General features: G+C 51.9%; 14 protein-coding genes and 1 pseudogene. 3 read left to right on the top strand and 12 right to left on the bottom strand.

Going from position 1 to position 14,057, the window contains the following annotated elements:
• Positions 1 to 234: 234 nt before the first annotated feature.
• Positions 235 to 519 (bottom strand): annotated as a pseudogene (locus BLS62_RS16355) (transposase); the annotation flags it as partial.
• Between BLS62_RS16355 and BLS62_RS16350 the strand changes: the two are divergent.
• On the top strand, positions 518 to 1,423 hold the full coding sequence (locus BLS62_RS16350; RefSeq protein ID WP_208990903.1) for a hypothetical protein: 906 nt from the start codon (positions 518 to 520) through the stop codon (positions 1,421 to 1,423). The pseudogene BLS62_RS16355 and the gene BLS62_RS16350 sit on opposite strands and share 2 nt — an antisense overlap.
• Positions 1,424 to 2,329: 906 nt before the next feature.
• On the top strand, positions 2,330 to 2,938 hold the full coding sequence (locus BLS62_RS16345; protein WP_143521575.1) for a DUF6538 domain-containing protein: 609 nt from the start codon (positions 2,330 to 2,332) through the stop codon (positions 2,936 to 2,938).
• A gap of 166 nt (positions 2,939 to 3,104) precedes the next feature.
• Here the strand turns inward: BLS62_RS16345 and BLS62_RS16340 are convergent, their stop codons facing one another.
• From BLS62_RS16340 to BLS62_RS16325, 4 genes are all read right to left on the bottom strand, one after another.
• Positions 3,105 to 3,482, bottom strand: coding sequence for a hypothetical protein (locus BLS62_RS16340; protein ID WP_093182762.1), 378 nt, complete (start codon positions 3,480 to 3,482; stop codon positions 3,105 to 3,107).
• A complete protein-coding gene (locus tag BLS62_RS16335) occupies positions 3,479 to 3,778 on the bottom strand; it encodes a hypothetical protein (protein ID WP_093182760.1) in 300 nt (99 codons plus the stop codon). Before BLS62_RS16335 ends, BLS62_RS16340 begins: the two co-directional genes overlap by 4 nt.
• A 190-nt stretch (positions 3,779 to 3,968) precedes the next feature.
• Positions 3,969 to 4,172 (bottom strand): hypothetical protein, encoded by a 204-nt coding sequence (locus BLS62_RS16330; protein WP_093182758.1) that lies wholly within the window; start codon positions 4,170 to 4,172, stop codon positions 3,969 to 3,971.
• 25 nt (positions 4,173 to 4,197) lie between these two features.
• On the bottom strand, positions 4,198 to 5,097 hold the full coding sequence (locus tag BLS62_RS16325) for a nuclear transport factor 2 family protein (RefSeq protein ID WP_093182755.1): 900 nt from the start codon (positions 5,095 to 5,097) through the stop codon (positions 4,198 to 4,200).
• Between the two features lie 82 nt (positions 5,098 to 5,179).
• Between BLS62_RS16325 and BLS62_RS16320 the strand changes: the two genes are divergently transcribed.
• Positions 5,180 to 6,088, top strand: coding sequence for a LysR family transcriptional regulator (locus BLS62_RS16320; RefSeq protein ID WP_093182753.1), 909 nt, complete (start codon positions 5,180 to 5,182; stop codon positions 6,086 to 6,088).
• Positions 6,089 to 6,766: 678 nt separating this feature from the next.
• Here the strand turns inward: BLS62_RS16320 and BLS62_RS16310 are convergent.
• The 7 genes from BLS62_RS16310 to BLS62_RS16280 all read right to left on the bottom strand — a co-directional run bounded on the left by BLS62_RS16310 (position 6,767) and on the right by BLS62_RS16280 (position 14,052).
• Positions 6,767 to 7,540 (bottom strand): hypothetical protein, encoded by a 774-nt coding sequence (locus tag BLS62_RS16310; RefSeq protein ID WP_093182748.1) that lies wholly within the window; start codon positions 7,538 to 7,540, stop codon positions 6,767 to 6,769.
• Between the two features lie 155 nt (positions 7,541 to 7,695).
• Entirely contained in the window at positions 7,696 to 8,616 is a 921-nt protein-coding gene (locus tag BLS62_RS16305; RefSeq protein WP_093182746.1) for an RDD family protein, read from the bottom strand.
• On the bottom strand, positions 8,613 to 9,611 hold the full coding sequence (locus BLS62_RS16300) for a stage II sporulation protein M (RefSeq protein WP_093182744.1): 999 nt from the start codon (positions 9,609 to 9,611) through the stop codon (positions 8,613 to 8,615). The genes BLS62_RS16305 and BLS62_RS16300 overlap by 4 nt, the downstream gene beginning before the upstream one ends.
• Positions 9,611 to 10,852: a DUF58 domain-containing protein gene (locus tag BLS62_RS16295; protein ID WP_093182742.1), complete on the bottom strand. Its 1,242-nt coding sequence runs from the start codon at positions 10,850 to 10,852 to the stop codon at positions 9,611 to 9,613. The genes BLS62_RS16300 and BLS62_RS16295 overlap by 1 nt, the downstream gene beginning before the upstream one ends.
• 53 nt (positions 10,853 to 10,905) lie before the next feature.
• Complete coding sequence (locus tag BLS62_RS16290) at positions 10,906 to 11,862, bottom strand: AAA family ATPase (RefSeq protein WP_093182740.1); 957 nt, start codon at positions 11,860 to 11,862, stop codon at positions 10,906 to 10,908.
• Positions 11,852 to 13,177 carry a hypothetical protein gene (locus BLS62_RS16285; protein ID WP_093182738.1) on the bottom strand — a complete coding sequence of 442 codons (1,326 nt, stop codon included), beginning with the start codon at positions 13,175 to 13,177 and terminating at the stop codon, positions 11,852 to 11,854. The genes BLS62_RS16290 and BLS62_RS16285 overlap by 11 nt, the downstream gene beginning before the upstream one ends.
• Positions 13,174 to 14,052: a DUF4129 domain-containing protein gene (locus BLS62_RS16280; protein ID WP_208990902.1), complete on the bottom strand. Its 879-nt coding sequence runs from the start codon at positions 14,050 to 14,052 to the stop codon at positions 13,174 to 13,176. Before BLS62_RS16280 ends, BLS62_RS16285 begins: the two co-directional genes overlap by 4 nt.
• Between the last annotated feature and the right edge of the window lie 5 nt (positions 14,053 to 14,057).

The following is a 14,057-nucleotide window of genomic DNA, read 5'->3' as shown; positions in this document are numbered from 1 at the left end:
TGATTTTGCCAGCATCTAAAGCATCCGCCTTAATATAGAAGGTTTGTATACTCCTGTCCCTCCAAAACCCAAAAAATGCTGAACAGGTTCGATGACCAAAATTGCAGGAATCCTGCGCAGCATTACTTAGAAAAACATTCGGGTTTCTGAGGGAGCTGATTATAGTAAGACCAAGTCTAACTATAATGGCACATTGTGATGCCGTCGGGGTGGGGCATCCAACCCATCAAGGCCGTTAATTGTCTGCCAAAGTCCACAATTGCGCCACTTATTGAAGAACCCGCGCACCGTCGAAACGGGTGGGAAGTCCTTAGGTAACATACGCCACTGGCACCCACTGCCAGCGATGTACATGATCGCATTCTTCACCGCCCGTATGCAAGTTGTTCGTGGCCTGCCACCCGATCGCGCCGGAAGGATGAAAGCCTTTATGATTGACCATTCCGGATCGGTCAGATCGCTTGAGTAACGTATATGATCTCGAATATACTGCTTGCGGGCGGTGTCAGTCCAAGGCATGCGATCCTCCATCTCGTTCGGTAAGATGGTTGAATCACAACTTATTGATATTATTCAACTACTTTTAAATCGGGCTCTTATAGGTAATCCAGCTTTGCGAAGGTTAGGAAGAGTAAGTGTTGGAGCAATACTTTATTTAAGAGGAAAATGTTTCATGAGCATTCATACGGGAAATGGAACTGGATACAGTTTATCCAATTATAGCATCGCAAAATATGTTGGTAACGCAGGGTTTTCCTCTGGGGTGCGATCAACACATACTCTCACAAATCCGGGTAGCACTTCCTCACAAAACTCTGAAACCTCCCGTTTAAAGCCGATTTCAGATATCGCAATTGATGCCCGTGCCAAACTGACAGGCCAGTATGGTAACCTTGATAGCAACTCCAGCAAATATCATGATGACATTGAAGGCTTCCGGCGCGATATTTTTGATGATTTAGATTTCGACCGCGAGACCCTCTCCGCTATTTCCAGCAATAAAACCGGCTACTTCTCTAAAGAAGAAATCAAAGCCGCCAAACTCGTTATGGACGAGCAACTTGTTTTTGTTTTGAAAGGCGACGATCCAGACACTGTGCCAACGGCAGAAAACTACATGACTCTTTTGCGGTTTCTGGATGAGAAAACCTCTTCAGAAGAGAAAAAATCTTTTGAGTGGGCGCAACATAAAGCAGAAGCGCAGGCCAACTATAAGCGGCTTAGCGGCGGAAAAGTGTCTGGGTTCAGCTCTGATGACCCAGTCGTCACACTCCTTACCCAAGCCTATGAAGAGCTGTTTGAAGAGCAAAAAAACAACCCCAAGGCTGAGCTGGACTCTACGTCGCAGTACAATTCGGCTTTGTATCAATGGGAACGAAATAATAACAGCTATGAAGACTACAAATCACCATTCCCGTGGTGATCGCCTTCAAGCTGAAGCTGCTGTTCTTTGGTAATCCGCGTTGCGGATTGCCCGCACAAACTCACTTGCTTGTCACAAGTTTTGGGAAAATCCACCGCTGATACAAATATGTACAATTTATGTTTTGATTGCGCCTCATATTAGAATATTAGAAAGTAGTAATAAATACATTTACTGCTGAGGTGGGGTTCTGTCGCAAACTTTGGATCAGGCCTTAAAAGTTAGAAATTTTTTCCATCACTTTGGCTATACTCACCTCTCTCCAAAACCCGAAATATGCTGAACAGTTTCCATGACCAAAATTGCAGGAATTCTGCGCAGCATTTCTTAGAAAAACATTCGGGTTTCTGAGGGAGCTGAGTATACCATAACGTACGTTGAGCCAGTTCCACCGAAAGTTGAACCAGTTTGTGCAGATGCTTTTACAGTCGCTCTCATGAACGGTCTGTGATTTCTTGACGGCCCATAGCAATTTTGTCTGGATACGTTTCAATGAGCACCATCAAACACACTTAAAAATAGAAGCGTGATCGCAAACGTCAGATCGTGACCCCACCGCAAATGACCTGATTAGGTCATGATGTCATATTTTTTAGTATTCAACTTAGTTCTCGCGTGACACTGTAAATCGGCTCGTGGGTCGATCTCAATGCAATATAGTTTCTACATAACAAACTACATAACAATTGATAATTTCGCTATCAAACAGTGAAGACAATTTCTTATGTAACACTTTGATAATAATGCTGATATTGTAATAAGAACGCCTGTAGAGAATCAGCTCGATGAATCTCTGTCTCTCCGCCATTACTTTTTCTTTCCCTTTGAAATCAGTAAGTTATTGCTATGTAATAGCTTTTATATCCAAGTGCTCCAGTTCAGTGTTACAGTGGAGCTATGGAAAAGATGGCTAGGCACCCCCGTTTGTATCGACGTGGTGCAACTTATTATCACCGTGCCGCAGTGCCTGTTGATATCCAAGATACCTATCCCAAGACCGAAGAAACTTTCTCATTGAGGACTTCTGATTTTCAGGAAGCTAAGCGGCGTGTTCGTGTTGCAGCCGTCGAAGTTGATCAGAAATTCGAAGCCCATCGGCAGTCCATTCTGAAGGCCAATGGTCCAATGTTGGGCGAGTTGAACAATGAACAACTCAATCTGATTGAAAAAGTTTACTACGCCCATCTCCTTGATGAAGACGACGAGACCAGAGCAACTGGTTTTTATGATCCAGATGACGTGTTGCCTGAAGCACCTGTGCTTTCCTTTGAAGAAAATGCAGAGAGCACTGGCTCGCAGGACGAACTTATCCGACATAACCATGCTCGCGGTAAGGTGCTGCCATTTTTCATGAATGAGGCTTTGGAGGTCCTGACTTGGGAAGGTGTTGAGCTACGAGTTAAGCCAAGCTCCCCGTCTATCACAATCGCCGCTAAGGTGCTGCAGAAGGCAACCATAAGAGCAAATCAGGCCATTGCTAAACGAAACGAGGGGGACATTGTAGAAACCCCGTGATTGAAAGCACCTCAAGAGTTACGAAAGCCCCGCTGTTGTCTTTAGCAGCAGAGGAATGGATTTCCGAAAAGAGTAGATCAAGCTGGCGTCCTAAGACGACGTCAGACACACCTTGCAAGGGTTTATCGGTTGGTGCGGATTTTGCGTCCGTCTGGTTTTAAATGGTTCATCTGCTAAGCAAACGTTGCAAGAAGTTTCGCTTGGGCGAGAAGTTTTCTTCTTTTTCGATTAATGGCGCCGCCATTTCGTTATGAGTTTTTCCAGCTTTTTCCACATCCTGTGAGGTGCGGGAAATCGAAAATCCTCCACGGCGAGAACTCGCATATTGTAATGCAAGATCGGGCTCTTCTTCGAGCCTGAGCGCGTGTATAATGGTCTCACCCATCCGCCAGTTGTCGTGTATGCCGGCCGTATTTTTTGCTATATCGGAGAACTTCGTATTGGCTACCTGCAAAAATACTCTTGGTAGCATATTCTCCAGAGATACGAGCATTTCTGGCATTGCTAGTTCCGGTTCGATTTCCTCAATTACTTCAGAACTCAAGACTGGAATTCCGCAGATGAAAGCCCCCAGTACCGGAAACTTAATGGCTTTGTGTTGTTTTCTTCCAGCCCCATCACTTCCCATAACATTGGGTCAATGGCCATAGGCTTAGCCAGAATTTCAATTCGGAGGCCATCAGAAGCATTTGCGCTCACATTCCGCCAATGGCCGGCAATGAACCAATCGTCGCTCTGCCTAAAGACAACACCTTTCGATTGACGCCAGTCTGTACTTTTGACTACTAAACGGAGTTGCCTCTGCATCTCTTTGCGGTAGCTGGCGCTCATGAATTTCATTTCGTTCTCCTCCCACTCCCGCTGCAGTTTTTGGTATATGACTGTCTATCTCTGAGCAAGGTCAAAGGCATAAATATTGACTGTAACTTTGGGCTCTAAGCACGATGTCTGTAAACTGGGCGAACAGCAGTCCTTCGAGTGTTTCTATCAAAGATTGAGGCAGTTATGACGGAGGTTTTTGCAGTCGCCCCTATGAGGCTCTGTGATCACTTGAACGGCCCAGAGACGATATTGGTGCAACGGCGCAGGTCATGCGCGTCTCTCCCTCCCAAATGAATGCGCCATGACCGGTGACGTTATCAGCCTGTGCCAAATCTGCAAACAGCGCTGTGCTGCTGATTGTAACTGCGGCTGCATTGGTTACAAAGTCGCGACGTGTCATTTTACCGGTCATAGTTTTCTTTTTTTAACGTATCAGATTAGTTGTCAGAATAGCCGAACACATCATTGTCATTCGCAGATTCGCCAGTTTGCGCTTCTTCGATATCCCAATGTTCCACGATTTGACCTTCGTCATTGAAACGGAAGATATCCATGTAACCAAAGCCCAGATCATCTTCTGTATCGAGGTTCGTTTGCTTGGAATGAACCAACACCATATCGCCCATTGCGATGGTTTTCGCGATCTCAACTTCAAGACGTGTGTTGCTTTGAGCGATGCTATCCAAATAACCAATAAGTGCGTCACGGCCATCAGGCACATTGGGATTGTGCTGGATGTATTCTTCGGCAGAAACATAATCCGTTACCGCGGATGTATCTGCTGGATTTTCAAATGAATTCAGGACAGCAATGGCACGTTCGCGGTTACGTTCTACATCTTGGTTTGCGGTATAGATGTCAGTACCTGGGCCTTGATACATTGTGTTTTTATTGGCCGATTCTTCTGGAACCTGTTGGAAGTGATCCCAGTGTTCCATCAAAACGCCATTTTCGCGACGCCAGATATCTACATATACATGTTCTTCACCGCTGCTTGCTGTCCAAACAGACTGGATCGCCACATAAGGGCCCTCGGCAATCGTACGATAAAGGTCAACTTGCACCCCTGGGTCGGCGTTCAATTCATGGGTAACAGCCGCCAGCATTTGTTCAGGGCCGTCGCCATAGGCCGTAGCATGTTGAGTGTAAACGTCACCAACATATTTGCTGAAATTATCAAGATTCCGATAAACCAGAACGTCTTGATAAAAGCTTTCAGCCAGCTTGATTGACGCTTGTGTGTCTACATCAATGTTGCGCTGATCTGCAAATGCAGGGACCGAAAACAAAAGCGCCAAGCTTGTTGTCGTCGCGAGGAATTTGGTCTTAATTGACATTTTGATGTCTCCAGTTGTTGCTTGGGGACATATCTAAATCAGGGTATTGATTATGAATACAGCAATGGTATTCATGTGATCTATGAACAGAATTAATCAATATACCGTGGATGGTCGTTTGTTGGCCATGTTTGTCGCTGTCTACGAAACAGGTTCGGTGACCGCATCAGCACGATCATTAAACGTGACACAATCCACTGTCAGTCACGGTTTAAACCGGTTGCGAGACATCACCGGAGACGCCCTGTTCGTGCCGATGGGACGTGGTATAACCCCGACGGAAAAGGCTGATCTTTTGGTCGAGGATGCGCGCCGGATCTTACTGGACTTGGCAAAATTTTCGCAATCCGATGTATATGATCCCAGCATAGAAACACGCGCTTTTGTAATTGCCGCGAACGACTATGAAATCGAAGTTATTGTGAAGCCACTCATTGCGCGTCTGCGTGAAAGCGCCCCAAATGCCCAAATTCAGATCATACGCGCACTTGCTCAGGATGAATGGGCTGATTTGTTACGGTCGGGCAGTGTCGATTTGGTACTGGCTCCGGAACTGACCTCTGACCAAATGGACATAAAACAACAACTCATAATAAGCGATGATATAGACGTTTGTTATTATGACCCAAACCACGGTCGCAGCCCAAACACATTGGATCTGTATTGCGTGGCGCAACACGTTGTGATGATGCCTGGTAGATTTGGTAAAACACGTGTTGATAGCGTTCTCGCCGAATTGGGGCGCCAGCGCCGTATAGCTGTCAGTGTTCCAAGTTTTGCGTCTGTGGCGACGATTCTGCGTGGAAGTAAGTTGGTTGCGATGATGCCGCTTGGCCTCAAAACTACGACATTTTCAGACTTGGCATTCTGTCCACCACCTTTTGCAATCCCAAGTGATACGATATCACAGATATGGCACATAAGAGCAGACGCTTCCCCGCGTCATCGCTGGTTACGCTCTCAAGTGCGTACAACAATCTGCAATGACTGACGACCCATCCTATCCAATGACTGCACCAGGCCGTTCGCGCGACCTTGCAAAGCACACTTTCTGCGCACAGCTGTCAATGGGTCACAGTACCTGCGAAGGGGTAATGTCACCCTCAACAGCGAGTTGAGTGAGCACAGCCTGAAGTAGAAACCTCGCTCTGGCTAAGAGCTGCCCTAAGTTAGGCCGAATGTCTGTTTTGGTCACAATTTTGAAAGGGATGGAGCTGCCCCCTTCTAACTTCATGAATACTAATTCTCGAACTTCTCTAAGAATGAGAATGCATCTTTTATTTCGATACCGAGGTATCTGACCGTACTGTTCCTCATAATAGTACGAAAAGTATTCCATAGCGCACGCGAAATAACGACTTCCAGTTCACTGGCACACTGTGTTGCTTGGACAATCTCTGCATCTTGAGCGGCTTTGATTCCTGCCTCGTGATGCTCCACCTTCGCTAGATCGCATAGACAAGTCGAACGGATCTGCCCGCGGTAATTGACTACAACGGTCGCGGGGTCCGGAGTTGCGTAAAATCGTGCTCAGAGCTCTGTGAGCTACACTCTATTTTCCTCAGACCCTTTTGCAAGGGAAAGCGAGGGCGGTTTTACCCGCCTTCGCTTTTTAGGTGCTGTTGGTATGCGCCCGCAGTTTCACTGCACAGCCCGTCTGGTCTGTGCGTTAATCGAAAACCAGCGCGATCTGATCTACAGTCACGCCTTCTTTGATCTCACGAAGCCTTGCATAGATCAATGCAACGGAAACGCCAGTCAGGCCGGCGCCCAAAGTCGAAGGGATGAGATAAGCAAGCGTTGCCACGAACTGTCCCGAGCCAACAGTAAGGTCGGCAGCAAAGCCCGCAACAAATTGGAAAATACCGATAAAAATACCGATCAGAATCAGCAGGCCGAGGATCGGCCAGCGGTACTCTTTGGTCAGATCTGCGCTTCTCCCAAGGCCGCCGAAACCGACGCGTTCGATCACAACTGCCGGGGCGATCATAGAAAACACGGCATACACCCAAAGGCCGGGAATAAATAACGCGATGCTCGCAACGCCCGCCAACACACCAGCAATCAGGGAAAGAATGGTAATCGGAACTGCGGCCCGGATAGCCGGCGCGACATAGCGGCCAAGCTGGATCCTCCGTCCGAGCTTTGCGTCATAAGCTAGCTGGACAAGCAAAGCGGTCGTCAAGCTGTAAAAAGAAATTTGTAGTACGAACGTCATTCCAAAAGCCCCAATACCGAATGACGTACTTAAATCAGGCACGGCAGTACCCAACACCACATCTACTCCGATCAGCGCACCGCTGACGAGCAGGTTCAGTAGGCTGGGCACCAGGGCCAATAAGGCGATCGGAATAAGGTGTTTAATGAAAATTGAGAAACTCTCGCCGATGATGGCGCCGACCCCAAGTGCCATACGCTCGCTGATATCTGCTGAACTGGTCATGGTTATATCCTTCAGTTTTGCTTCATTACCTGCCGTTACGAGCTCTCCTCTCCGACAAGTACGCGCCTAGGTTTAGTAATGCAATTATTGAAACCGGAAGAACCAATCGGCAAGCCCGTTATGCGGAAAATAAAGGCATTTGCAGTGTTGTAGCCTCAGGGTGAAATGTCTGCTGCTGCGTAATGTTTGTCGTTGCGCCGCTCTCCAAACAGCTGGCGCTGTTCCAAGTGCGCGCGTTGCGCATTGTAGAATGCCCTCAGAAACTCCAGCCTCTTTGCTGCGGGCACCTTATTGGCATAGCCGATTTTTTGCCGGATCTTCTCGACCACGGCTTCAATGGTGGCGCCCTGTCTGCTGTTGCCCCCCGGTCCCGCCACTACCTCCTGCGCGCGTAGGAGGGTTTCCAAGGTCTGCAGCTCAAAAGCGCCGTAGTGTTCAAGCTGATGCGTAAGAAAGACAACCCCTTCTTTCTTAGCGGTCTGCACTGCGGGTTGTTCGGCTAGGTCCATCAGCAACACGGGCACTGGTAGGTGGATGACGTGTGTGCCTGCTATCAGGTCACCCAACCTTTGTCGGTACCGGTTGCAGAGCGGCACCATCAGCCCGGCAGCGATCCAGCCAAGGGCCAACCCCGAAGCCAACGGGGAGGCCGCATCAAGTGACAACAGCAAGGTTGCGGGCAGGAAAATCTCAGCTTCCTTCATAAGGTTGCGCAGCACCAGTGAATGGGTGCTAAGCGATGTTCCATCGTGCGACACAACCTTGATTTTCATGAGGCGCTTGCCTAGGGTCTGGCCGTTCCAAGCAAGCTCGGACATAACGTAATAGGGAACTCGGATGATGAAGAACATCAGGCTCCCGATGGCTATGAGCGTTTCTGGGGCACTGAACCCCAGGGATGCAACAAGGATCAATAGGCAAATTGCGGCAATCAGGGTTAGGATAACATCCGTGATCTGTGCGGCCAGCCGCACTCCCAGCCCTGCCACTTCCAGCTTCAGGGGAACGCCCTCAGGCGGCACCAACTCTCCTGTCGGCGGTTTGGGCTTGGCGTTCTTCCGCCATAGTAGCTTCATGGACGCACCTTTCCGCCCAGGCCGAACCAGGTGAGCCAGCACAGGCCTATTCCCCAGCCTAACGCATAGCGTGTGGCAGCTTCCTGAACGAGTTGCCGGCCGATCCCTTCCAAAAGAGCGGCTGCGATCAGCATGACCGCAGCCACTAGAGCCAGTTTCGCCGCGTCCCGCCCTGCGAGGTACAGCGCTTGGCTACGGGTCCTATTGCCGGGAAACAGCACAGCCGCGCCCAATTGTAGTCCGCCACCGCAAGCAATGCAGATCGCGGAAATTTCGGTAACCCCGTGGATGGAAAGCCAGCCGCCCAGATCAGTGCCCAAACCGCGCTCGGCATGCAGGGCATAGAAGGCGCCCAGCATCAGACCGTTGTAGAACGTCAGAAGGATTGCCGGGGCGCAGAGGAACACCCCAAGCCCGAAGACAAAAATGGCGATACGGGTATTGTGCGAGAACAGGTTTGTTGCAAAGGCACCCAGACCGGAGGCTGACGGGTTCTCGTCATAGATCACCCGGCGCAGTTCCTCGGTGGTCGAGGACGGGCCGCGGCCGCCAGCAAGCTCCGGCGGCATGAACACATGGTACCAGGCCGGATTTTCCAGATAGAGCTGATAGCCGACAAGCACCCCCAGCCCCATACACAAAAATCCGATGGTGATGAACAGCCACGACCGGCGCATCGCCTGCGGCGCACTTTGGACGAAAAACTTGCGGAACAGCCCTCCCAGTCGTTCCTGCGGTGCGTAGACCGACAGGTAGGCCCGGGCGGTCAGGGCTTCGAGGTAGTTCAGCAGCGCCTGATCTAGTGAGATTTCCCGTGCGATTGCCAGTGAGGTTGTGGCCTGCCGGTAGAGCGCGGCAAGATCGCGTACCTCGGTAAAATCCATCCGCTGCAGCCCGTCGCGCTCTGCCCGGGCTACCAGCGTTTCGAGTCGCTGCCAGTCGGCTTCGCGTTCTTTCCTGAACCGGGTCGAACGGATGAGATCGGCTTTGGACATCAGATCATCTCCCGTGCTTTGATTTCAAGATAGGTCGAGATCAACCGACCGGTGACGGTTTCCGGCGTGGCATCCAGTACCGTGATACCTAGGCGAGCCAGCCGTTCTAGCACCAGTCGGCGCTCGTTGATCACCTGGTTCGCCGCTACCAGCAGCGCAACTCCATCAAGGTCCGGGGGGGCAGTCTCTACCAGGGTTCCGGCCTCAGGATCGCGGATGGCGACAAATAACAGCAGATGTCGCTTGGCAAGAATGGCCAGGTTTTCCACCAGCAGTTCAGCTGAAGTGGTGTCGATGAAGTCTGTGAATACGATGATCAGGCTGCGCTTTGGGGTGCGGGCATTTAGTTCAGTCAGGGCAAGTGTATGATTGGTTTCATGCCCGGAATAGGTCTGTTCGCCGCTCCAGCTACGCAGCCGGGAAAATGCCTGACGCCCCTGTGTTGGTGCCACAAAGGAACGCGGGCGGAGGTCATAGGCATAGTAACCCACTTGGTCGCCTCCGATAGCCGCCGCCCAGGCCACTGCCAGCGCCGAGGTCATCGCATGGTCGATCTTGGGTAAACCGTCAATTTCCTGGCGCATCAGGTAGCCGGTATCCAGCGCTAGGATCACGTGATGGTTGCGCTCAGCGCGCAGTTCACGGGCTACCAGTGACCGGCGTTTGGCCGACCGTTTCCAGTCGATGGATTTGACATCCATGCCCTGAACGAAATCCCGCAGCTGATGGAATTCCGCCCCCTCACCGATTGCCCGGTTTTCCTTGACTCCGTAAAGGGCCGATTGCACCGTTGTAGCGATCTCGCCCGATTGCACCAGGCGGATGTTGGGGACTACCCGAATCTCCAGATCAAATTCAAGCCGCGGCACAAATTCAAACAGTTTCAACTGCGATGTCCAACACAGCCAGATGTGCTCAAAGGCCCAGACACCGCGCCGCACGCCGCGGCACGCAGTCTCTGCGACACCAGCGTCGTCCGCTTGCATCGTAAAGCTGATCTCAGCAGCACCGCTCAGGCCCTTGGGCCAGTTCAACTTTGCTCGCAGGCCGGCAGGCATCCGGGGGATCTGCAGCTTTAGGGTCTGGCTTTCACCAATGAAAATCTCCGTGGCCATACTATAGCTGAGTTGTTTCCTACGCCTGAAAGACAGCAGTAAATCAGCTGCCGCAAGAATTGAAAGCAGCCCCCAGGGCGCGAGCGCGATTCCGCGCTGGCCATCGGCAAAGACAATACTCAGCATCGACACTACAAGTGCAATACAGGTGGCAAACAGAAGCCGGGGCGAGGGACGGATCAGCGGGGGGCCTCGATCTGGTTGAGAATATTTTCGAGCACCATAGCTGAACTGCGGCCTTCGATCTCAGCCGCCGGGCCTAGCACGACGCGGTGGCGCAGCGCCGGGACAAGCAGCCGCTTAACGTCGTCGGGAATGGCAAAATCACGCCCGCTCAGCCCCGCCAGCGACCGGGTCGCCGCCGCAAGCGCATCGGCGGCCCGGGTCGACGCACCAAAGGCAATCTCGGAACTTTCCCGCGTGGCACGGACCAGGCGCAAGATATAGGCTAGGATGTCGTGGTCCAGAATGATCCCGTCAATCAACGCCCGGCTGTCGGCTAGGGCCTTAGCATCGAGGGTTTTGGCTAGGCCCCTGATCTCCATCCCGGATTCGATCGGGGCTCCGGCGTGCTGGCGCAGAATGGCCATTTCAACGATTTCGGGCGGGAAATCGATCACCAACTTGAACAGGAAGCGGTCCAACTGCGCCTCGGGCAGAGGATAGGTGCCTTGCTGCTCAATTGGATTCTGAGTACCAACAACGATGAATTCGCGCCCCAGCGAATGGTCGGTCCCATCAATGCTGACGGTGCGTTCGTTCATCGCCTGTAGCAGGGCTGCCTGGGTCTTGGGAGGGGCTCGATTGATTTCATCCGCTAGCAGAACCTGAGTAAAGACCGGGCCCGGTGTCAGAACAAACTCATTGGACTGGAAATTAAAAATAGAGGTGCCCAGAACGTCGCTCGGCATCAGGTCGGGCGTGAACTGAATACGCCCGAATTCCAGATCCATAGCGGCAGCAAAACTGCGGGCAAGCAAAGTCTTGGCAGTACCCGGCGGGCCCTCCAGCAGCACATGGCCGCGCGCGAACAGCGCGATCAGGAGCATATCGACTACCTCTTCTTGCCCCAGAACGGTCTTGCCGATCTCGGACCGCAGAGCATCGGATCGGCGTTGCAGAATTTCAAGTGTCATGGATTATCTGTTCCAATAGCGCTTCAAGTTTATCAACATGGCAGATCGCCTCCGCCGGGGATATCCGCGGCGGAAGACTTTGAATTGCTGTCAGGACGCTCTCCAGAGCGGCGGCGCGCTCGGGATGGCGGCGCGCGACATATCCCAAAAAGGCGGTAGGCTCGGCGTAGTGCCGAGAAAAGGCAGGACCGAAGAGCGCCGCCGCCGTGGCCACTAGCCGGGCATGGGCATAGTCGCCGATCAAGGCCCCGTCCTGATCGCAAAGCCGCATCAGCCTAGCCCGTGCCTGCAGGGCCAGTGCCTTGCCGTTGGTACCGGTCACAGACACGTCATGCACCGGGCCATAGCGCAACCAGGAACGCCAAACGAACAGAATTAGTGTTAGAAATCCGCCCAGCCAGAGCGTCAGAAACGGCGGATCGAAAAAACGTTTGAGATCGGCCCAACTTCGCTCGCGGTGTATGCCACGTTTCGGATCGGTCAACCACATATCGCGGCTGTAGTCGATCATCACATTGCGCTCCCTGGTATGCTCCCGCAGGAAATTGCGTATAATCACGGAGTTATCTGCCATGCGCAGTCCGTGATTGTTCAGCAGATCAGGATCCGACAGAACCAGTAGCCGTTTGCCCTTCGCCTTACTCTTGCCGCGGGACACAGAACAATCAGCCAGCACCATTGCTTCGGATGATCCTATAATCGGCGAGCAGTCGGGGCTTGTGAACATCTGCGCAGCATAAAGCTGTGCGGAAAGTCCTTGACCGTTACCTGCGGTATAGCTGAATTCGCTAAAGGCCGCGCCGGTAGCAACGATTTTCGCGGCACTCTGTCCGGTCACGTTCCGGAGGAGCTCTTCCACCGCAGAACGCTCGTTCAGCAGGACTGGATGGGCTACCCTGGCCAGGCGCATCCCGCTACGCCATTTCGGCAGGATGACAAGCGTTGGAACCCGGAGAATTTTTTCCTGGACCACAGCCAAATTCAGATCGTACTCATCCTGCTGAAACAACAGTTCGGCCTTGGTCCGTGGGTGGCTACGGTCGTTGTCCAGCACAGTGTCGTATAGCGGCATCACCAGCAGTCCGACAGAGTTCTGATCAACCTGCCAGCCGCCGAGGAAGCTCTGCGTGCTGACACCTTCGGATGTGAGCCAGGCCTGCAACCCGTCGAACCCGGAAGGAGAGGCTCTCAGAGCCTGCTGACGTAGCGAGAGGGCATAAAACACAACAAAAAGGAGTAGCGCCCCAAAGACAACAATTGCCAGCGTTTCGGACCGCAGCTTGTTCTGGTGCGTGCCAGGTTCAAAAAATCTCATGCGCAGGCCTCAGAGTGAAACAGCGGCCGTATGTTATCGACATGCGACTGGAATTCCTCTTCACTCACGTCCCGGCCGCCGAAATGCACCCGTTCGCTGGCGTGAACAAGGCTGCGCAGGGAGCTCATGTGGTTTTGATCCCTTGGCAGGTGCCGCAGGGCTTCGCGCGATGTCCAGCTGCGTTGCAGCAGCACGCCATCTGCTGAAATCGCCGTCGCCAAAGCCGCCTGAGCCAGCTGAATCAGGGCTTCGCGCCGGTCTTGAAGGCGCAGAATACTGACCAAGCTGCTCGGTATTGAATGGGGCAAAGTTCCGCTGCCGCGGGCAGATCTGTCGCAACCTCGCGCAGCGTTGCCCGCACCCCGGCTCAGCGAGACCGAAATGCTGCCGCCGTAACGAGCAAACACATAGGCAATTGCCAGCAGTACTGAGGTAAAAATCAAAAAGGTTATAATATTAACACTGCCCAGTGACCATTCCGCTTTCCGATAAGACTGTTCGGGCGGTGCCTTTGGTTCCTGTCCGGTCTCCATCGGAGGCGGTGGGCCGGATGGATCAAAATAAGCAACATCCGAGTCTATGCCGCTGAACCTGATTGCCTGCAGATACTCCCTGCCGCTCTCCCCAATTTTTAACGGTGTCTCTGAAGACTGCTGCGCAAAACTCCAATGAGGCATTGCGAAGAAGCTGGCAAAGAAGAACAGTCGAATAAAACGGATCATGTGAATATCGATAGTAAAACAGTTTTTCGCAAACAAATAAAACGCGATCATATAAAAATGTATATAGATTGCGGTGTGTAGTGTCAAAGACCTTTCGAACTTTTGCTTTTCAATCGGCTGACCTAGATTCCAACAGGTAGCAGAAACCGTCACTTTGG

Origin of the sequence: Pseudovibrio sp. Tun.PSC04-5.I4, from assembly GCF_900104145.1 — a bacterium.
Classification (GTDB): Bacteria; Pseudomonadota; Alphaproteobacteria; order Rhizobiales; family Stappiaceae; genus Pseudovibrio.
This window is presented reverse-complemented; position numbering and strand designations above follow the sequence as displayed.